At 62.9% G+C, this 19,523-nt stretch carries 20 protein-coding genes; 6 read left to right on the forward strand and 14 right to left on the reverse strand.

The annotated features are described in order from the left end of the window. The first annotated feature begins 88 nt into the window (after window positions 1-88). Window positions 89-448 (forward strand): cell division protein SepF, encoded by a 360-nt coding sequence (locus tag LIW51_RS01850; RefSeq protein WP_227375552.1) that lies wholly within the window; start codon window positions 89-91, stop codon window positions 446-448. Here LIW51_RS01850 and LIW51_RS01855 read toward each other — a convergent pair. The 3 genes from LIW51_RS01855 to LIW51_RS01865 all read right to left on the reverse strand — a co-directional run bounded on the left by LIW51_RS01855 (window position 445) and on the right by LIW51_RS01865 (window position 2,537). Further along, window positions 445-837, reverse strand: a complete 393-nt coding sequence (locus LIW51_RS01855; RefSeq protein ID WP_227375553.1) for a DUF5611 family protein — start codon at window positions 835-837, stop codon at window positions 445-447. The genes LIW51_RS01850 and LIW51_RS01855 overlap by 4 nt on opposite strands. 202 nt (window positions 838-1,039) lie before the next feature. Next, complete coding sequence (locus LIW51_RS01860; RefSeq protein WP_227375554.1) at window positions 1,040-1,846, reverse strand: DUF7093 family protein; 807 nt, start codon at window positions 1,844-1,846, stop codon at window positions 1,040-1,042. A gap of 52 nt (window positions 1,847-1,898) precedes the next feature. Then, window positions 1,899-2,537, reverse strand: coding sequence for an FAD-dependent oxidoreductase (locus LIW51_RS01865; protein ID WP_227375555.1), 639 nt, complete (start codon window positions 2,535-2,537; stop codon window positions 1,899-1,901). A 105-nt stretch (window positions 2,538-2,642) separates the two neighbouring features. Here LIW51_RS01865 and LIW51_RS01870 point away from each other — a divergent pair, with 105 nt between their 5' ends. The 4 genes from LIW51_RS01870 to LIW51_RS01885 all read left to right on the forward strand — a co-directional run bounded on the left by LIW51_RS01870 (window position 2,643) and on the right by LIW51_RS01885 (window position 7,779). Then, entirely contained in the window at window positions 2,643-4,397 is a 1,755-nt protein-coding gene (locus tag LIW51_RS01870) for a 2-oxoacid:acceptor oxidoreductase subunit alpha (RefSeq protein ID WP_227375556.1), read from the forward strand. Beyond that, window positions 4,394-5,257 carry a 2-oxoacid:ferredoxin oxidoreductase subunit beta gene (locus LIW51_RS01875; RefSeq protein WP_227375557.1) on the forward strand — a complete coding sequence of 288 codons (864 nt, stop codon included), beginning with the start codon at window positions 4,394-4,396 and terminating at the stop codon, window positions 5,255-5,257. Before LIW51_RS01870 ends, LIW51_RS01875 begins: the two co-directional genes overlap by 4 nt. 195 nt (window positions 5,258-5,452) lie before the next feature. Then, window positions 5,453-6,232 (forward strand): PHP domain-containing protein, encoded by a 780-nt coding sequence (locus LIW51_RS01880; protein WP_227375558.1) that lies wholly within the window; start codon window positions 5,453-5,455, stop codon window positions 6,230-6,232. 170 nt (window positions 6,233-6,402) lie between these two features. Next, window positions 6,403-7,779, forward strand: a complete 1,377-nt coding sequence (locus tag LIW51_RS01885; protein WP_227375559.1) for a geranylgeranyl reductase family protein — start codon at window positions 6,403-6,405, stop codon at window positions 7,777-7,779. 19 nt (window positions 7,780-7,798) lie between these two features. On the opposite strand, the gene LIW51_RS01890 is transcribed toward LIW51_RS01885, so the two are convergent. The 11 genes from LIW51_RS01890 to LIW51_RS01940 form a co-directional block, all read right to left on the reverse strand. Next, the gene (locus LIW51_RS01890; RefSeq protein WP_227375560.1) at window positions 7,799-8,419 is read right to left on the reverse strand and encodes a class I SAM-dependent methyltransferase; all 621 of its coding nucleotides are present in this window, start codon (window positions 8,417-8,419) and stop codon (window positions 7,799-7,801) included. Window positions 8,420-8,515: 96 nt separating this feature from the next. After that, window positions 8,516-8,710, reverse strand: coding sequence for a cold-shock protein (locus LIW51_RS01895; protein WP_227375561.1), 195 nt, complete (start codon window positions 8,708-8,710; stop codon window positions 8,516-8,518). An 82-nt stretch (window positions 8,711-8,792) separates the two neighbouring features. Then, window positions 8,793-9,536: a 4-phosphopantoate--beta-alanine ligase gene (locus LIW51_RS01900; RefSeq protein ID WP_227375562.1), complete on the reverse strand. Its 744-nt coding sequence runs from the start codon at window positions 9,534-9,536 to the stop codon at window positions 8,793-8,795. 45 nt (window positions 9,537-9,581) lie between these two features. Further along, a complete protein-coding gene (locus LIW51_RS01905; protein ID WP_227375563.1) occupies window positions 9,582-10,412 on the reverse strand; it encodes a pantoate kinase in 831 nt (276 codons plus the stop codon). Window positions 10,413-10,515: 103 nt separating this feature from the next. Then, the gene (locus tag LIW51_RS01910) at window positions 10,516-10,728 is read right to left on the reverse strand and encodes a hypothetical protein (RefSeq protein ID WP_227375564.1); all 213 of its coding nucleotides are present in this window, start codon (window positions 10,726-10,728) and stop codon (window positions 10,516-10,518) included. Window positions 10,729-11,069: 341 nt separating this feature from the next. Beyond that, window positions 11,070-12,365 carry an aspartate--tRNA(Asn) ligase gene (gene aspS, locus LIW51_RS01915; RefSeq protein ID WP_227375565.1) on the reverse strand — a complete coding sequence of 432 codons (1,296 nt, stop codon included), beginning with the start codon at window positions 12,363-12,365 and terminating at the stop codon, window positions 11,070-11,072. A 55-nt stretch (window positions 12,366-12,420) separates the two neighbouring features. Further along, complete coding sequence (locus LIW51_RS01920; RefSeq protein WP_227375566.1) at window positions 12,421-13,032, reverse strand: TetR/AcrR family transcriptional regulator; 612 nt, start codon at window positions 13,030-13,032, stop codon at window positions 12,421-12,423. Between the two features lie 43 nt (window positions 13,033-13,075). Beyond that, window positions 13,076-13,879 carry a DUF2705 family protein gene (locus tag LIW51_RS01925; RefSeq protein WP_227375567.1) on the reverse strand — a complete coding sequence of 268 codons (804 nt, stop codon included), beginning with the start codon at window positions 13,877-13,879 and terminating at the stop codon, window positions 13,076-13,078. After that, window positions 13,872-14,756, reverse strand: coding sequence for an ABC transporter ATP-binding protein (locus LIW51_RS01930; RefSeq protein ID WP_227375568.1), 885 nt, complete (start codon window positions 14,754-14,756; stop codon window positions 13,872-13,874). The genes LIW51_RS01925 and LIW51_RS01930 overlap by 8 nt, the downstream gene beginning before the upstream one ends. A 140-nt stretch (window positions 14,757-14,896) precedes the next feature. After that, the gene (locus LIW51_RS01935) at window positions 14,897-15,619 is read right to left on the reverse strand and encodes a phosphoglycerol geranylgeranyltransferase (RefSeq protein ID WP_227375569.1); all 723 of its coding nucleotides are present in this window, start codon (window positions 15,617-15,619) and stop codon (window positions 14,897-14,899) included. A 315-nt stretch (window positions 15,620-15,934) separates the two neighbouring features. Beyond that, window positions 15,935-18,418 (reverse strand): DNA topoisomerase I, encoded by a 2,484-nt coding sequence (locus tag LIW51_RS01940; protein WP_227375570.1) that lies wholly within the window; start codon window positions 18,416-18,418, stop codon window positions 15,935-15,937. A 197-nt stretch (window positions 18,419-18,615) separates the two neighbouring features. Between LIW51_RS01940 and LIW51_RS01945 the strand changes: the two genes are divergently transcribed. Continuing rightward, window positions 18,616-19,377, forward strand: a complete 762-nt coding sequence (locus LIW51_RS01945) for a histidine kinase N-terminal 7TM domain-containing protein (RefSeq protein ID WP_227375571.1) — start codon at window positions 18,616-18,618, stop codon at window positions 19,375-19,377. Window positions 19,378-19,523 lie beyond the last annotated feature (146 nt).

Here is a 19,523-nt window from a genome sequence, read left to right on the forward strand (position 1 = left end):
GTCAAAAAAGTCTGTTTCGCGGCGAAGCGCTTTCGAATTCCGAACGTCTGACGTAAGAACTATACTCGTTCGATGACCCCATCTTCCTATGGGCTTCATGAACAAGATTCTCGGCGATGGACCGTCCGGAAGCGTCGGCGATTACGTCGAACTCGACCTGGACGACTTCGAGACAGCGTCGGACGAAGCGGGAATGAGCATCCACATCGCGGAAATCGGCGGCCAGCAGGACGTTATCGCTATCAAAGACGCGGTGTACGACGGAGACCTCGTCGTCGCCGACATCACCCGCCTTCGAACTGAGGATACGACCGTCGAACGGATCACCGACGAACTACAGCAGGTCGCCCGCGAGGTCGACGGCGACATCGTCCAGAAGGGTGACGACCAACTCATCGTGACGCCGTCGGGCGTCCACATCAGTCGGCAAAAACTCGGACGTAACTAAACGTTGTCCGGCGTGTCGGCTTCATCTTCGACGGTGCGCTTCAACGAGTCGCGGCGGGCTTTGGCGTCGCGCCCAGTCGCTTTGAGGAGGAACTCGTTTTTCTTGCTGACGGCGTCCGCGGCTGCGTCGGCGTTCCCTTCCGCGATAACGTCTTCGGCGGGGCGCTCTTCGAAGTGGACGGCGAGCTTGTCCTTCTTACCGCTGTACGACGCAGCACCCGCGATGATCTTCTCGAACACCGGGTTATCGGGCTCCTCGACCACGTAGAGTTCGTGTCCGTTGAACTCGTCCGTGCCAGTTACCGGCCCGAAGTACTCCTCGATACTCGCTTTCAGGTCTGGCATGCGGTCTTCGAGGTGCTCGCCGCGTCGCATCTTGTACTCCTTCATGCGTTGGCACCAGATTGGAGGGGTGGATGTTTACTCTTTTCGCGTCACGTTCGCGGTGCTGCAAGCAGAGCGAGCCCTGCTTTAAAAGAGAGCGCCGGACGACTTTCCGCGACCGCCATCGAGAAAACGTCGTTCCGGCGACTGAATGAAATTCCACCCCCGACGCGTCGAACGCTGTGCGAGCCGAATGTTTCGAGACGCGTCACTCCCGTTCGCTGAGATACCCGCGGCGACACTCCGGACAGATGTCGCCCGCGCGGAGCGACGACCCGGCCGCGTCGTCGATGTGCCCGCACTCGGGGCAGACGAGTTCGGCGTCCGGTTTCGATTCAGAGGCTTGGTCGGGGCTGGGCGCTTCGCGCGCCCGGGTGAACCCCGTGTCGGTCTGCGGCTCCGGTCGCGTCGTTCTGACGAATCCTGTCTCCTCACGCGGTTCCGCTTCGACGTACTCCGTCTCATCGCTCGCCTCGGGTGCGCTCTCCGGGGTGAGACTCCCGCCGAAGCTCACGTCGGCACCGCCGCCGTCGCCCGGATCGGCGTTGAACCCTTCGTCTTCGAATCCCGTGTCCGGCCACTCGGTCGGTGCGCGTTCGGAATCGTCCACGTTCGTATCCTCCGGGTCGGGCCACTCCCCGCGCTCGCGCCCGTCGGGTTCGTCGTCCTCCTCGTCTTCGAGGATGATGCCGTCGTCCTCTTCCGCGCTCTCCGGCGGTTCGAAACCGTCGTCGTTGAATCTGACTGGCGCCGGTTCCGGTTCCTGCACTTCGGTCGGTTCGGGTGTCGACTCCGGCTCGTCCGGTTCTCGACTCTCTATCAGTTCGGGCGCTGGCTCCGGTTCTTCAAGCGCGGTCACTTCCTTGTTCTCGCTGACGACCTGTTGGTCGCCACAGCGCGCACACTCTTGGAACTCTCGAACCGTCACCACCACTTCGTTGCCTTGTTCTTCTCGCTCGCGCTCGATTTCGGACTCGCCGTAATCGTGCCCCAGCAGCGAACACCTGAGACCCATTGAGTGTGGGTTATTTTCACGGGACGATAAAAGGGTACTGCTTTTCGCGGCGCTATCCGAAGTTTTCGACCTTCGCGTCGTCGGGGTCGTGCCCGGTCGCCGCCAGCGCGTCGTTCGCGTCGTCGAGGAAATCGGCGAACCCGTAGACGAATACCTGACCCGTCGCTTCCGACAGCACGTCCAGCGCGTCGTCGCTGTCGGCCAGCGGTTCGTCGGTCACGAGTACCGTCGCGCCCGCGGCTTCGAGTCCCCGTAAGCGATCTTCGTGCGCCGGTTCGTCGTCCCGGTAGACGACGACCGCCTCGCCTCCGTCCGCCATCGCGCGCTCCGCGATGCCGACCGCCGGGCCGACGCCCGGCCCGCCCGCGAGAACGACGACTCGCGGCTCGTCCTCATAGTACGAGCGTCCGAACGGTCCCGCTACTTCGAGCGTGTCGCCCTGCTCGCGCTCCCCGAGCCACGGACTGAGGTCTCCGTCCGGGTCGATGCCGACCGTCATCTCGAACGTCTCGTCGGCGCCCGGCGACGACAGCGTGTAGTGGCGGGCTATCTCCTCGCCGTCGACCTCGCCCGCGACCTGAAGGAACTGCCCCGGGCGGGCGTCGAACTCCGGCGGCGATTCCAGAATCAGTGCGACCGTGTCCGGGCCGACGGTTCGTACCGACCGAACGACGACTTCGGTGCTGTCCATGGTGGTCTGTTTGGCCGTCCGGCACAAATCCCTTCTTGTCCTTTCCCCCGCTCGCCGAACCTGCTTCAGAAGGCTTTTGATTTGTCACCGGTTAGCTTAGCAACGATGCAAGACCTGAACTGGGCCATCGGCGGGGAAGCCGGCGATGGAATCGATTCGACCGGGAAAATCTTCGCAACGGCCCTTTCCCGCGCGGGGCGACACGTCTTCACGTCAAAGGACTTCGCCTCTCGCATCCGGGGTGGGTACACTGCGTACAAGATCCGGTCGTCTACCGACCGAGTCGAGAGCGTCGTCGACCGACTGGATATCCTCGTTGCGCTGACCCAGCGAACCATCGACGAGAACCTCGACGAACTTCACGAGGACAGCGTCATCATCTACGACGGGGAGCGCACCGAGATGGAGGACGTGGACATTCCCGAAGAGATGTTCGGGCTGTCCGTTCCGCTCAAGCGTCTCGCAGAGGACGCTGGCGGAGCCATCATGCAGAACATTGTCGCGCTCGGCGCGGCCTGCGAGGTGGCGAACTTCCCGATAGAGAATCTCGACAGCGCGCTCGATAAGAAGTTCGGAGCCAAAGGCGAGGCCATCGTCGAGAACAACAAGGAAGCCGCGCGCCTCGGACAGGAACACGTTCAAGAGGAGTACGACCACGACTTCGCCTACGACATCGAGACGACGGACGAAGACTACGTTCTACTCAACGGCGACGAGGCCATCGGTATGGGCGCTATCGCCGCCGGATGCCGGTTCTACTCCGGCTACCCCATCACGCCCGCGACCAACGTGATGGAGTATCTCACCGGCCGCATCGAGCACTTCGGCGGCACCGTGATGCAGGCCGAGGACGAACTGTCGGCCATCAACATGGCGCTCGGCGCGGCACGCGCGGGCGCCCGAGCGATGACGGCAACGTCAGGTCCGGGTATCGACCTTATGACCGAGACGTTCGGTCTCGTCGCACAGAGCGAGACGCCGCTGGTCATCTGCGACGTGATGCGTTCCGGTCCCTCGACCGGGATGCCGACGAAGCAGGAGCAGGGCGACTTGAACATGACGCTGTACGGCGGCCACGGCGAGATTCCGCGGTTCGTCGTCGCGCCGACGACCGTCTCCGAGTGTTTCCACAAGACGGTCGAGGCGTTCAACTTGGCCGAGAAGTACCAAACGCCGGTCTTCCTACTGTCTGACCTGGCGATGGCGGTCACCGAACAGACGTTCTCGCCGGAGGAGTTCAACATGGACGCCGTCGAGGTCGAGCGCGGTAACATCGTGGACGAGAACGATATCGAGGCGTGGACCGACGAGCAGGGTCGCTTCCAACCGCACTTCCCGACCGCGGACGGCGTCAGCCCTCGGGCATTCCCCGGCACGAAGGGCGGCGCGCACATGTCCACCGGTCTTGAACACAACGCGCTCGGTCGCCGGACGGAGGACACCGAGATTCGCGTCGAGCAGGTGGACAAGCGAAACCGCAAGGTCGAGACGGCGAGAGAGGAAGAGGACTGGGAGCCCCGCGAGTTCGGCGACCCGGATTCGGACACGCTCGTCATCTCGTGGGGGTCGAACGAGGGGGCGCTGCGCGAAGCGTTCACCTACCTCGAAGAGGACGACGTGAGCGTCCGGTTCCTCTCGGTACCCTACATCTACCCGCGTCCCGACCTCACCGAGGACGTCGAGGCCGCGGACGAGGTCATCGTGGTGGAGTGTAATGCGACGGGACAGTTCGCCAACCTCATCGAACACGACGCCCTTACCCGTGTCGAGCGGATAAACAAATACAACGGCGTGCGGTTCAAGGCGGACGAACTGGCGGACGAAATCAAGGCGAAACTCGGACAGGAGGTAACAGCATGAGCTCGGACGTGAGATTCACCGACTTCAAGTCGGACAAGCAACCGACGTGGTGTCCCGGCTGCGGGGACTTCGGGACGATGAACGGAATGATGAAAGCACTCGCCGAAACCGGAAACAGCCCCGACGACACGTTCATCGTAGCGGGTATCGGCTGTTCCGGGAAGATCGGGACGTTCATGCACTCGTACGCCATCCACGGCGTTCACGGGCGCGCGCTCCCGGTCGGCACCGGCGTCAAGCTCGCCAACCCCGACCTCGAAGTGATGGTCGCGGGCGGCGACGGGGACGGCTACTCCATCGGCGTCGGCCACTTCATCCACGCGGTTCGCCGGAACGTGGATATGAGCTACATCGTCATGGACAACCGCATCTACGGGCTGACGAAGGGTCAGGCCTCGCCGACCAGCCGCGAGGACTTCGAGACGAGCACGACGCCGGAAGGGCCGAAACAGCCCCCGGTGAACCCCCTCGCGCTCGCGCTGTCGGCGGGCGGAACCTTCATCGCGCAGTCGTTCTCGACCGACGCACAGCGCCACGCGGAAATCGTCCAGAAGGCCATCGAGCACGACGGCTTCGGCTTCGTGAACGTCTTCTCACCCTGCGTGACGTTCAACGACGTGGACACCTACGACTACTGGCGCGACTCCATCGTCGACCTCGCGGACGAAGACCACGACCCGACCGACTACGGCGCGGCCAAGGACAAGATCCTCGACGCGAGCAAGGAGTATCAGGGAATCATCTACCAGGACGAAGACAGCGCCCCGTACCACGAACTTCACGGCGTCGAGGGGAACATGGCCGAGATTCCCGATGGTGCACCCGAGGGTGCGATGGACTTGGTGCGCGAGTTCTACTGACGACGCGATTTCGTTTTTTCCGGTGCGACGATTTCCCCGACCAGAGCGGTCGGAGTGACCGAAACGTCCGTCCTCGCCTTCGTCGGAAACGAGGCGTTTCCGGACTGTAATCGCCGTAGAAGGGCCGATGACGGAGGTTTCGGTCGAACACCGTTTTCCCCAACTGTTTACTCTTTAGACCTCCCCTCTCGTCCCGTGCAAGACTGCCACATCCACTCGAACTACTCGGACGGGCACTTCCTCAACGCGATGGTTCGCGCCGCCGAGGAGACGGAACTCACGGGCGTCGGATTCGCGGATCACTGTAACGTTTCGCCTCGTGAGGCCATGGCGGACACGCGCGCCTTGCAGGGGTTCAACCTCGACGTCACCTACGAACGCCGCCGCCGCGCCATCCGGCGGCTTCGAGAGGACGCCGACATCGAGATATACGACGCGGTCGAGTTAGATTATGAGCCCCGCGACGAGACACGGATTCGAAACTTCCTCGACGAGAGCGAGTTCGACTATGCCATCGGGAGCGTCCACTGGATCGACGACACGAATATCCAAGTCGACTCGAACTTCGCCGGAAAGACGGCCGACGAACTGGACGTTATCGTCGACCGGTACTTCGAGAAGCTCGTGGCGCTCATCGAATCGGAGTTATTCGATATCGCCGCTCACGTCGACCTCGTGGAGCGTACGGGGGCGCTCCGCGGTCGCGCCACTCGGGAGCACTACTACCGGACCGCACGGGCGCTCGTCGACTCCCGGACGATTCCCGAAATCAACGCCGGGCGCGCGCTGACGGACGCGGGCATCGTCCACCCCGATTCCGCGTTCCTCGACGTTCTGCGCGAGTACGACATCCCGGTTACCGTCGGAACCGATTCACACCGCCCAGACGAGTTAGGCCGACGAGCCGAGTTCATCGCTGAACTTCTAGCGGAACGCGACCTCGAACCGGTCGCTCCGTCCGAATTTCGGCCGTAATCGAGCTGCTCCGCGATGAATCCGATCCGAAACGACACATTTCGTCCGGAGCCGAACCAAACGGCGAACCGAAAATAGCCGATTTCTGACCTACCTATCCCGACGAAATCGAGTCGCTCGGGCGCGTTTGCGTCTGTTTTTTATGATATGACCAGTAACACCGTATAGAGATGACTGCGGAAACATATGACATCGTCGTCGTCGGAGGGGGCACCGCCGGAGCGTTCGCTGCGGCGACGGCCGCCGGCGAGGGTACCGATGTCGTCCTGCTAGAGCGCAAGTCCCCCGAGGAGGCGGGCCACATCGCCTGCGGCGACGCTATCAAGGGGAAGAGCACGTTCCCGAACGTGCTCGACCGCGACCGACTGCGCGAGGAGGCCTTTAGCAACCAGAACATCCGACGGGCGGTGTTCGAGAACCCCCTCTCGGGCGAGAGCATTGATATCCCGTTCGGCGATATCAACGGGTCGGTGCTCGACCGCAAGCGCTACGGCGAGGTCATCCTCGACGAGGCCCAGCGGGCGGGCGCGAACATCCACTACGACACCGTCGTGCAGGACGTGATTCAGGACAGCGATGGACGAGCCACGGGCGTACGTGCGACTCGGAAAGGAAAACCGCTCGCCTACGAGTCGACGGTCGTCATCGACGCCGCCGGGGCGCTGTCGCTGTTGCAGGACAAGGCCGACCTGCGCGAGTCAACGTTCGACACGAACGTCAACTACTCGCAGTTCTGTTCGGCCTACCGCGAAATCGTGGAAGTGAAAGAACCCGTCGAGTGGGACGACGCCATCGTCTTCAAGCCGACCGAGGAACTCGGCTACCTCTGGTACTTCCCGCGCTCGGGCACGGAGATAAACGCGGGTCTCGGCTTCCAGATGAACAAAGAGCCAATGGAACTCGTGGAGATCCTCAAACGCGACCTGCGAAATCGTGCGGAGTTCGCGGGCGCGAAGGTGAAGGACAAACTCGGCGCGGCCCTGCCGACCCGGCGACCGTACGATTCCGCCGTCGCGCCCGGCTTCGTGGCGGTGGGCGACGCTGCGGGGCACGTCAACCCGACGACCGGTGGCGGAATTCCGGGCGCGGCGAAGTCCGGCGCGTGGGCGGCCCGACGCGCAGTGGAAGCCGTCACCGAAGACGACCCGAGCGAGGAACGCTTTTGGGGGTACAACCACGAGGTGATGACCGACTTCGGCAAGAAGTTCGCCGCGATGGACGTGTACAACATCTTCGGCGGCGCGCACGACGTGGAGGAACTCACCGGTCTTATCACGACGCTTCCCAGCCAGCAGCTCGTGGACGCGCTCGGGTCGAAAGGGACGACTTCGATGGGGCTGGGGCTGAAAATCAAGACGCTGTTCAAGACGTTCGGCCACTGGGACTTGCTCTGGGAGATGTCGCGCGTCCAGAAGAAGGCGGGCGAACTCAAAGACCACTACGACGCCTACCCGACCTCGCCCGACGGACTCGAAACGTGGCAGGAACAGCGCGACAGCATCATGGACGACATCTATAGCATCACCGGTGCGGAGCCGAAATACTAGCTGCTATCGAACGCGACCATTAGTCTCGCGTCGGTCGAAACGCCCGAAGCGTGTTCCGTTCGACCGGTTCGGAATCGACTTCGACGAAGCCTCGCTCGGCGAAGACGCGGTTCCAGTTCCGGTAGTACAGCGGGAAGTCATCGTTGACGTAGTTCACCGTCGGCTCGGCGGACTGGCGGTCGTCCTCCCCCTCGTTTTCCACCGTGACGAGCAGGTCGTCCGTGATTCGGGACACCTCCTCGAACACCCAGTCATTGTCGGGGTGGAGGTGCTGGAGCGTCTCCACCGAGTACACGACGTCGAAGCGCCCGTCGTCGAAGTCCGTGATGGTGTTCTCGATGGCGTCGATGTAGAACGTTCCGCGGGCGAAAAGATCGGGGTAGGCGTCCTCCATCACGTCGAGCGCTTCGTCGTTGATCTCGATGCCATGCAGATTCTCGTAGCCGTGGTCATGGAGGTGAGAGAGATGGCGACCCGAACTGCATCCGAGTTCCAAGACGGTCGCGTTCGAACCCACGAGCGAGTCAAGACGGGCGCGTATCGACTCGCTTGCTTCGTTCGGGCCGTAGTAGGCGTAGTAGTCCGGAGAGAACTCTCCCGACCGGTCCGCCCATCGCCGAAGAACTTCGTTGGTATCCACGGGTATCTACTCACCGTCCATCCGTAAAGCCCCGGCGAACTCCTCCGAGATTCGAAGCGTTCGCGGAGATACCGTGCGATTTCTCCGTTCGATTCCTTACAGCCGAGTGAGGTTCGTCGCTCGCGGCCCTTTGTCGGCCTGTTCGATGTCGAACTCCACTTCTTGGCCCTCCTCCAAATCGGGGCCGTCGACGTCTTCCATGTGGAAGAACACGTCCTCGTCCGCGTCTTCGGTGTCGATGAAGCCGTACCGTCCGCTGTCGTTGAAGAAGTCTACCGTACCGGTTGCCATTGTAACTAGCTCCACTGTCCTTTAACAGCGCTGGTCGAATATATCTGTTGGCGGATGAACCGGTCGCAACGTCTACCGAGCGCTAGATATCTCGAATCGCGCGCTCGGCGTCTCGGAGCGCCTCTTCCCGGTCGAACTCCGCGACGATGGCTTCAAGTTCCGCACGCGGTGCGTCCGCCAACTCTCGCGCGTGAGCCGTCACGTTCGGCACGGCCCGAACGATGTTGTCGACGATGGGTATCGCGGCGGTTCGCGGCGAGCGCGAGAGCGGGTTGAGGTCGATGACGATTTCGGTCTTTCCCATCGCGGCGAGTGCCTCGGCCCGGTCGCCGTCTTCCAAGGGGACGAGTACCACGTCAGCGACGTATATTCCGTCTTCGTCCACCTTGCCGCGCTCGTGCTCCAATCCCGGAATCCGAGCGTCCGCGTCGAGTCCCTTCACCTCCTCGGCACCGTGCTCGCGCAGGTGGTCGACGATGGCCCCCATTCGCTCGTCCGTGCGATTGAACAGGTTGACTTCGATGTCCGCGCCGGTCACCTCGGCGAGCGCGACGATCTCGTTGGGCACGAGCGCTGCGACGTTCCCGTTGACGGAAAGAACGGCGTGCTCCGCGAGCAGCAGTTGGGCCGCCGCGACCCGCTCCGCATCGTCCGCGCTCGGAATCGTCTCCTCGCCGAGCAGGTAATCGAACGCCTCGCCCCGCCCTTCGGCGATGAGGCCCTGTTTGCTCGTGACGCCTCTCTCGACGCCGTCCTCGATTCGGTGGCGCGTGAGCAGCGACTGGTAGCGGGGATGGTCTTCGGGAATCTCCCCTACGTCGGTCATGGTCGTCCTTCGGAAGAAGCGGTAAAAAATCGGTACGGTTTCGCGTCAGTCGAGCAGCGTCGCCCCGGCGTGGTGCGATCGACAGGCGTTCGCGTCGTACCCCGCGTTACTGAGGCCGCCGTCGAGTGCGAACACCGTCCGGCCGAGCATCGCCATCGACGCTCGGCCGCCCACGTCGTGTACGTCTTCGATTACGTCACTGACTTCGTCGGTCAGCAGCCCCGTCCTCTCGGCGAACCTCCGCGATTCGCTCATGAACGTCTCCAGCGTCGGTTCGTTCACGAGCGCCACGAGAGCTTCGACGCCCGCCTGCGAAATCCTCTCCGTGCTCCCCGAGAGCACCTCGGCGGTCGAGAGTTCGCCGAGCGAACGATACTCGATACGCGCTCGTTTCGGGACGCCGTCGAGGCGGTTGTACTCGGGTGCGCCCGGTTCGAGTCGAATTGGAATCCCGCCACGCGCCTGCGCGACCACGTCGCCGAGTCCGGTACCAGCCTCGACCTCCGCGACGTGGGCGACGGTGACGAGTTCGTTCTCCGAACGTCCGCAGTCGAACCGTTCGTTCGCGGCGAGCGCCGTTCCGAGGGCGAGCGCTCCGGAGACACCGAATCCCGCCCCGAGCGGAAGGTCGGTTTCCGCCGTCACCCGCGCCGTCACGCCGAGCACGTCGAGCACGCGCCGCCCGGATTCGACGGATGACTCGCCGTTCAACGCGATACTCGTCTCCTCGGAGGGTTCGACCGTGACGGTCACCCCTTCCGAGAGCGTCACGCCCGCTCCCCGAGACCCGGCCCGCTCGCTGTCGTCGGCTTCGTGGATGCTGAAGAACCCGGTGACGTGTCCGGGGACGAACGCGCGACCTGCCTCGTCACTCATACCCGCCAGTTTCGGGCGACGGCGTATAACCCTTAAAATTCGGCGTCGTCACTCGGAGTCCTATGCTCGAAAGGTCGAGGGGTCGTCCTCAGTTACCGAGCTCTCAACAGTCGCCGAAGTATTCGCCCGTGTTGGGGTCGTACCTGCAGTCGCAGTCGTCGTCGACGCAGTACGCGTTCGGCGTGACGGTGGCGTCGTTCGTGACGACGCTGTCACCGGCATCGCTGGCGGTGATGGGCGCGGCTATCCCCGGGCCGGCGAACGTTGCGACGAGCAATACGGCGATGATCAGGCTGAACAGTATTGCTTTCTTCATCGTTTCTCTGGGTGTTACTCGCACCCACCTTCTCTATCTCGCAGACAGTATATGATTGCCAAATTAAAAAACATAAGTAATATTCGAACAGGTGCAATTTTCTTCGATAACGATAAAATCCTGCGGAATTTAATCGAACCGAAGGCGTCGAATCTGACCCACGACCAATGTCTCTCCATTCTTCCCGTGCGAAGGACGTCGGCGAGGAGAGGTTGCTTTGGTCGCTTCGGGGAAACGTTCGATACGTCTGGTCGGCGACTTCGCCTACGAACTCAGTCGCTGACGATCTCGCGGGAACACGTTCGTTCCGTTTTGCTCCACTCTCTGCTCCCGCTCGCCGACTACGGCGAGAGCCGTTGTCGGTCTCGCGGGAACAGTACGGCCTCGCGGATGTTGTCGAGCCCGAGCATCGTCATGACCAGTCGCTCGCCGCCGAGTCCCCAACCGGCATGGGGCGGCATGCCGTACTTGAACATCTTCGTGTAGTAGTCGAAGGCTTCGGGGTCGAGACCTTGCTGCTCGAAGCCTTCGACGAGGCGGTCGAAGCGGTGTTCGCGTTGGCCGCCCGAGACGAGTTCCATCCGCGGGTGCATCATGTCGAAGCCCGTCGAGAGTTCCTCGTCGTCGTGGTCTTTGATGTAGAACGGTTTTATCTCGCTGGGCCAGTCGGTGATGAAGTAGTGACTGCCCACGTCCTCGCCGAGCGCCTTCTCGCCCTCGGTCGGCAGGTCGTCGCCCCAGACGAGCATCTCGTCCAGTTCGCCGGTGGCGTTGATTCGCTCGATGGCCTCCTCGTAGGTGAGTCGCGGGAAGTCGCCCTCTGGCACTTCGAAGTCGACGTCGAGCGCGTCGAGTTCGTCCTGGCAGTTCTCGGCGACGCCCTCGTAGGCGGCTTTGACGACCGACTCGCAGGCGTCCATCGCTTCGGTGTGGTCGATGAACGCGCTCTCGAAGTCGATGCTCGTCGCCTCGTTCAGGTGTCGCGGCGTGTTGTGCTCCTCGGCGCGGAAGATGGGGCCGATCTCGAACACGCGCTCCAGCCCGGAGCCGACCATCAACTGCTTGAACAGCTGCGGCGACTGGTTCATGAACGCCTCGCGTCCAAAGTAGGTGATGGGGAACAGCTCGGTTCCGCCTTCGGTGCCCGTCGCCACGATCTTCGGCGTGTTGATCTCCGAACAGCCGAGTTCGCGGAACTGCTCGCGCACGGAGCGGAGCACTTCGCCGCGAATCTTGAACACCGCCTCCACGTCCTCCTTTCGCGCGTCGAGCGTCCGGTTGTCGAGGCGCGTCGAGAGGTCGGCGTCCACCTTTCCGCTGGGGTCGAGCGGAAGTTCCGGCTCCGCCGACGCGACGACCTCGACCTCCGTCGGGACGATTTCCACGTCCGTCGGCGCGCGTGGCTCCTCCTTCACGTCGCCCGAGATCTTCACGACGCTCTCGCGGTTAACGCTGAGTCCCGTCTCTACGAGGTCGTCGTCCATCTCGTCCTTCTCGAACTTGACCTGAATCTTGCCGGTCGTGTCGCGGACAATGAGGAATGCGATACCGCCGAGGTCGCGGATCTCGTGCACCCAGCCAGCGACGGTAACGCTATCGCCGGGTTCGGCGTCCGCGGTGTAGGTTCGGTTCTGCATACGGCGCAGTTCTTCCGGGGCGGCCTTAAACGCGTTCGTTTCCGCCCGCCGGGGTTCACTCCGTCGGCCGCGTCAGTCCCGCCGCGATGGTCTCGATGAGCGTGTCGCGGACGGTGGGGTAGTACTCTCCGAACTGCTCTCGATACAGGGGGAGGAACTTCACGACGCCCATCGTTCCCACGATGGCGTACGGGTCGCCGTCGCGGATCGTCCCCTCCGCCTGCCACCGTTCGACGTACGGGAGCACGTAGGCGAACGAGGCCGCCCTCCGCGCTTCGAGTTCTTCGTCCGAGAGGTCGTCCATCGTCCGCATCATCCGCGCGAGTTCGTCGCCGTCGAGCAACTGCTGGAACAGTTTGTTTTCTTCCATCGTCTCGACCAGTAGGCGAAGGAATCGCCGAATCGCTCGCTCGGGGTCGTCTTCCGCCGCCAGCGAGTTTGCGACGAGTTCGTCGGCGAGTTCGTGGCCTTCCCGTTGAACGACCTCGAAGTACAGTTCTTCCTTCGAGTCGAAGAACCGGTAGAACGTCCCGTTGGCGATACCCACCGCGTCGGTGAGGTCGGCGATGGTCGTCTTCCGCGGTCCGTACTGCGCGAACAGGTCGCGGCCCGCCGCCATCAGTTCCTCTTGAATCCGTTCCCGTTCTTCCTCGTCGAAGCCCCTCATGCGATGTCCTCCGTTGTCCGATCTCTCCTCATTCGATATCTCCTCACGCGATATCCTTCCGTCGGAAAATGGCGCGGCTCACGAGCACTAGCGCGACGGTTCCGACGAGCAGTACGGCGGCGCCCATCCAGTCGTATTCCCCGGAGACGAGAATCGCCGTGGGGTCGTAGTAACGCGTCGGGCTGATCGCGCCGAGCCAATCGACGTCCGCCGACTCGCTGACGGAGTCGAGCAGGAACAGGGCGAACACCGCACCGAGACCGCCGCGCTGGGCGAGGTCGGCCCGGTTGAATATCACCGACAGCAGGAGCCCGATAGCCCCGCAGGCGAGCAGATACGGGATCGACAGCAGGTGAACCATCGCCACGTCGGCGGCCGAGATCGATTCGCCGATGGCGACGATGCTCCCGTACACGACCACCCCCACGACGACGTTGAGGACGAGTATCGTCGACAGCAACGAGACGAACTTCTCGACCAGCACCTTCGAGCGCGAGATGGGTGCGGCGAGTAGGATGTCCAGTCGGTCGCGCTCCACGTCGCCCGCGATGAGGTTCCCGGCCACGTAGGCGACGTAGATGCCGAGCATGAGGAGCCAGAAGAACTGGTATATTTCGACTGCGAGGAATCCCTCTAACGTGGATATCGAGAAGCCGCCGCCCGACACTCCGAACGCCGCCTTCATCGCGGGCGGAAGGCTCTCCCAGTATTCGTCGATAGCTGCACCGGAGGATTCGATGGATGGGAACAGGGCGACCATCAGCACCGACAGTATGCCGAGCAGCACGGAGAGCACGACCGCGCCCTTGTACCGCCGGGAGGCCTCGTAGCGCACGATTTCAAGCATGTGCCTCGCCTCCGTAGAACCGCATAAACACCTCGTCCAGCGGTGCTTCCTCCACGTCCAAATCGACGACGTGGAACGCCGCCAAGTGGTCGATGAGCGCGTCGTACTCGCCCGTGAACGTGAACCGCACTTCGCCGTCCAGCGAGAGATTGTGAACGCCCGCGATATCGAAATCAGCCGGGTCGACCTGCTCTTCGACGTTCACCCGGACGCGCTTGCCGCTCCGGTCGAGCAGCGTTTCCACGTCCTCGGTCGTGACGAGTCGCCCGTCGCGGATGATGCCGACCCGGTCGCACACCTTCCGAACCTCGCTCAGGATGTGACTGGAGAAGAAGACGGTCTTCCCGCACTCCTGTTCGGCTTGGATAAAGTCGTAGAAACGCTCCTGCATCAGGGGGTCGAGACCCGAGGTCGGTTCGTCCATGACGACGAGATCGGGGTCGTGCATGAACGCCTGTACGATGGCGAGTTTCTGCTTGTTCCCGCGGGAGTACGCGCCGATCTTCCGGTCGGCCGGGGCGTCGAACAGGTCGAGCAGTTCGTCGCGTCGCGCATCGCCCTTCAGCGACGCTTGATAGTCGAGGAACTGCTCGCCGGTCGTATCCTCGTCGAAGCCGGGGTCGCTCGGCAGGTAGCCGACGTGACGTTTGGCGTCGATGAGGTCGCGCTCGTCGCGCACGTCGCGTCCGAGCACCGTCGCTTCTCCCTCCGTGGGTGCGATGAAGCCGAGCAGGGTTCGAATCGTCGTCGTCTTTCCGGCTCCGTTCGGGCCGAGGAAGCCGAACACTTCGCCTTCCTCGACGGCGAGGTTCAGGTCTTCGATACCCCGCGTCTCGCCGTAGAACTTCGTGAGGTCGCGCGTCTCGATGGTCGACATTGGTCTCTCACCGTGAATCTCGGAGCTATGAATACATGAATGCATCGTTCATTCATTTTCGAAGCGCGAAATCGACCGCGCCCGTCGGAGACGAATCTGGGCATCGTCACTGACTGAAACCTCGCGGAGAGAAAGTAGCTCTACGCCGATTCGGCGCGCGTCTTCTTTGCGTCGCTCGCTCCTTCGACCGTCTCTCGGACGGCGTCAACGCCTTCGTCGTGGACGAGATTACCGACGACGACGACGTCCGCGTGTTGAGTCATCGCGTACGCGGAGTCGTAGTCGTGGATGCCGCCGCCGTAGAAAAGCGCCGCCTCGTCCAGCGCGTCCTGCGCCGCCGCGATGATCTCGGGATCGCCGAACGTGCCGGAGTACTCGACGTAGATTATCTGCTGGCCGAGCATGTGCTCCGCCAGTTCGGCGTAGGCCGCGACGTCGTCGGGGGTCTGGTCGCAGTTTGCCTCGGTGTACTCGGCGACGCTCGAATCGGGATTGAGGACGATGTACCCCTCGGTGAACGTCCTCGACCAGTCTACCTCCGTGATGCGCACCCACTCTTTATGAAGGCCGGCGATCCACGCGACGTCGCGCGTGTTCAGGACAGTCGGCACGAGGTAGCCGTCGAGCGCGTCGTTCTTCACGACGACCGCCGGATTGCTCGGTTCCTGATACAGCGGCACGTCGTGTTCGGCGCACGCTTCGATTACCCGCGTCATCTTCTCCTCGGTCATCCCCAGCGTCCCCCCGATTTCGAGGGCGTCCGTCCCCGTCGAACACACGTCGGCGAAGGTGTCGTCGCCCGCGAGGGTCTTGTCTGGGTCGATTTTGGTGATATGGCTCCAGTCGTCCCACGGCGCAGTCATAGGCCCCTCTTCAAAATTGCGGGCTAAAACAGCTTCGAAACGACCACCACGACCTTTTTCTGCGGTCGAGAATCAGCGCCTGCGTCGCAGCGACGCGGGCACTGATAGTCTCCCTGGAAGACGCTCGACCAAAAGCGCTCCTCCCTCACTTCGCTGCGCTCCGTTCAGTCGTTCGCGGTGAATGTCACTAGCCTCTGGCAGTTGCGTCACCTGTCGATTTGTGGTGTATTTGTCGTCTGCTATACCACGGCGGTAGGTTAGAAAGCCGATTTCAGAAACAGAACGACGGGAACTGGATCGGACTGGTGACGACCTCTAATCCGCTTTCGCCTGCCAACTCCGCAACCGGTCTTCGCTCACGCCGCTGACCCGCTCCGCGACGGTCTCGACCTCCGCGCTCTTCAGGTCGTCGACGTTCTGGATACCGGCTTCGGCGAGCTTCTCGACGGTCTTCGAGCCGATTCCCTCGATGGCTTCGAGGCCGCTCTCGGATTCGCGCTCCTTGAACTCCCGGTAGTTACAGATGGGACAGCCGAGTTCCCACGGCTCGTCGCCGCCGTGGACGACGAGTTCAGGCAACCCGTGTTCCTCGCAGTGCTCGTCCGTCACCTCGATGTCGCCCCGGCGAGGGAGGGGGAGCGAGTAATCGCAGTCGGGGTAGCGTGTACAGCCGACCAGCCGCGAGCCGGTCTGGAGTCGTTTGATGGCGAGTTCGCCGCCGTGCTCTTCGCCGCACTCCGGACAGTCGCCGATGACGCGGTCTTCTTCCTCCTCGGCCGCTTCCGCCTTGCACAGCGGACAGCCGTGGACGAAGGTGCCCCGCCCGGCGAGCATCTTCACCTCGCGCAGGTCGTGTTTCTCGCACGTCTCGTCCAAGAGGAGCGGTTTTCCCTTGTTCGGCAGCGGAAGCGTGTAGGTACAGTCGGGGTAACCGTCACAGCCGACGAAGTACGACCCCCGCCTGCTCTGGCGGATGAGCAGGTTCTCGCCGCAGTCGGGACACGGACCGAGCGTCTTGTCCTCCTTCAACGACTGCTGGAGGTGTTTGCCGATCTCCTCGCGCGATTCCTCCAAGTCGTCGAACACCTCGGCCAGAATCTCGCGCGAGGAGTCGGCCACGTCGCCCAACTCGGCGTCGCCCTCGGCGATGGCGGTCATGTCCTCTTCGAGTTGGCGGGTCATCGTCTCGCTCACCACGAGGTTGGCGTAGTCTTCCGCGGCCTCCACGACCGCCTGCGCGAGACGCGTCGGTCTTGGCGGGTCGCTTTCGAGGTACCCCCGGTCGTAGAGCTTCTGGATGGTGTTGTGTCGGGTCGATTTCGTTCCGATGCCCATCTTCTCCATCGTCTCGATGAGCCGCGACTGGCCGTACCGACGGGGGGGTTGGGTCTCCTTCTCCTCGATTCGCGTGTCGGTCACGTCGAGCGTTTCGCCCTCTTCGACGTTTGGCACATAGTTCTCGCTGGTGTTGAAGTAGGGATAGACCCCGTGGTAGCCCTCTTCGAGCAGTCGCTTTCCGTTCGCCTTGAGCGAGAGGTCGGACACCACGGCGACCACCTTGAGGTGTTCCCACTTCGCCGAATTCGCGACGGTGGCGAAGAAGCGTCGAACGACGAGTTCGTACACCTCCCACTCGTCGTCGCCCAACTCGCCTTTCGTCGGGATATCCTCGGTCGGGTGAATCGGCGGGTGGTCGGTCGTCTCCTCGTCGCCCTCCGTCGGCTGGATGTCGTCTCGCTCCAGCAGGCTCTCCGCGTCCTCGCCGAAGTGGTAGTCCCCGACGAAGGTGTCGAGCAGTTCTTCGGGGTCTAAATCGTCCGGATACACCGTGTTGTCGGTACGGGGGTAGGTGATGTATCCGGCGGTGTAGAGGTCTTCCGCGATGCTCATCGCGCGCTGGGCGGAGTAGCCGAGACTGCCCGCCGCGCGGATGAACTGCGTCGTGTTGAACGGCGCCGGCGGGTCGTCGGTTCGCGTGCGCCGCGAGACGCGCTCGACGGTCGCCTGCGTCGCCTCCCGGAGCGTTTCGTACGCTTTCTCGGCGGCGTCCCCGTCCCAGACGCGCTCGGCCTCGTTGCCGTCCTCGTCGCGGTAGAAGTACTGGGCTTCGAACTCCTCGCTTGCTTTTCGGAGGTCGGCGAACAGCTCCCAGTAGTCCTCGGGGTCGAACGCCTGAATTTCGCGCTCGCGATCGACGATGAGTTTGAGCGTCGGACTCTGCACTCGCCCGACGCTGATGAAGTCGTTGCCGAGCTGTCTCGCCGAGAGCGAGAGGAATCGGGTCAGCGCGGCACCCCAGATGAGGTCGATTATCTGGCGCGCTTCGCCCGCCGCCGCGAGGTCGAAATCGAGTTCATCGGGGTTCTCGAAGGCGGAGACGACTTCGTTCTCGGTGATCGAGGAGAACCGTACTCGATTGACCGGAACGTCCTCGTTCACCTCGCGGACGAGTTCCCACGCTTCTTTTCCGATGAGTTCGCCCTCGCGGTCGTAGTCGGTCGCGATGGTCACGAGCGTCGATTTGCGCGCGAGCAACCGTAGGGTGCGGACGATGTTTTCTTTGGTCGGTTGTTTCTCGATGTCGGCGTCGATGAGTTCGACCGGTTCCACGTCGCGCCAGTCGTTGTACTCGGGGGGGAAGTCTACCCCGACGACGTGACCCGATAGGCCGATGCATCGCTTGCCGCCCCACTTGTAGACGTTGACGCCGTTCTGTCGGTCGGCGTCGGCGCTCCCGCCGGAAAGAATGTCGGCGATCCGGCGCGCAGCGTTGTCCTTCTCGGTGATGATGAGTTCCACTTACCCATCACCCCGGTTCGTGTCGGTCATCGCCCTCGGCTACGGTCATCGTGCTGGTAAACGTTTCGCCAGCGAAAATCGTGTGCAAACGACGGGGTCGGGCTCCTGCCGTCTCCCGACGCTGTCTTCCGATTATCTGGCCTGATAATGGAAGAAACGGCTATATCGCGTCTCACCGTATCGAAGAGTATTCTGACATGTCCGAAGCCATCACGTTCCCCCGCTGGTGTCGTACTCGCGGGAACCGCGGTCGGATGCGGTGTCGGGTTCGTACTCGCACGGTACGCGTGGTCGACCGGGACGTCCCGGGTGCGAGGTCGTTCTCGACACTGACGCTTGCCATCGCGGGCTGGCGTCTCCTCTCGTTGCTCCTCACGAGTTCGACGCGCTCCCGCGCCGCCCTCTGGGCAACGCTCGTCGGCGTGTGCGTGACCGTCGTCCCGTTCTTCTGGCTGACCTTCGCGCTCAAATACGTCGGTCGGGACGACTGGCTGACCGCGAAGACGGTTCCGCTCATCTGGGCGGAACCGGTCATCTACGGCCTCTTCGAACTCGCCACCTCCGGATACGGGTTCACGAACGAGAGCGCTCGCGTGGCGTCGATGGGGGGTCTGACCGTCGTATCCGCCGCCCACTCTCCGTCGTTCTACTTCCACCTCGCGTATCTGTTCGTGGTCATCGTGACCGGGTTCGCGTTCCTCATGCGAGTCGACCACCTCTATCGAAAACAGACGGCTGCCATCGTCTTCGCGGGGCTGTTCCCGCTCACCGGTGCTATCTTTTTCACCTTCGTCGTCCCGCGCTACGTGCTCACCCTGACGCCGGTCTTCTTCGCGGGAGGCGGCATCCTCGTCGGTTTTGCACTCTTCCAGTACGATTTTCTCGACGTCGCTCCCCTCGCCGCGGAAGTCGTGCTGGACGAGATGGATGACCCAGTTATCGTTGCCGACGACCGTTGAATCCTCGAATACAACGCGGCGGCGGAGGCGCTGTTCGAGTCGTCGGACGTCGTTGGCTGCGACCTCGAATCGGTCGTTCTGGGGCTGCTCGAAGCGGTTTATGCGGACGAACCGTTCTCACCCCCTCCCGTCTAGGCGGACGGCGG

It is taken from the genome of Haladaptatus halobius, assembly GCF_020618475.1.
GTDB lineage: Archaea > Halobacteriota > Halobacteria > Halobacteriales > Haladaptataceae > Haladaptatus > Haladaptatus halobius.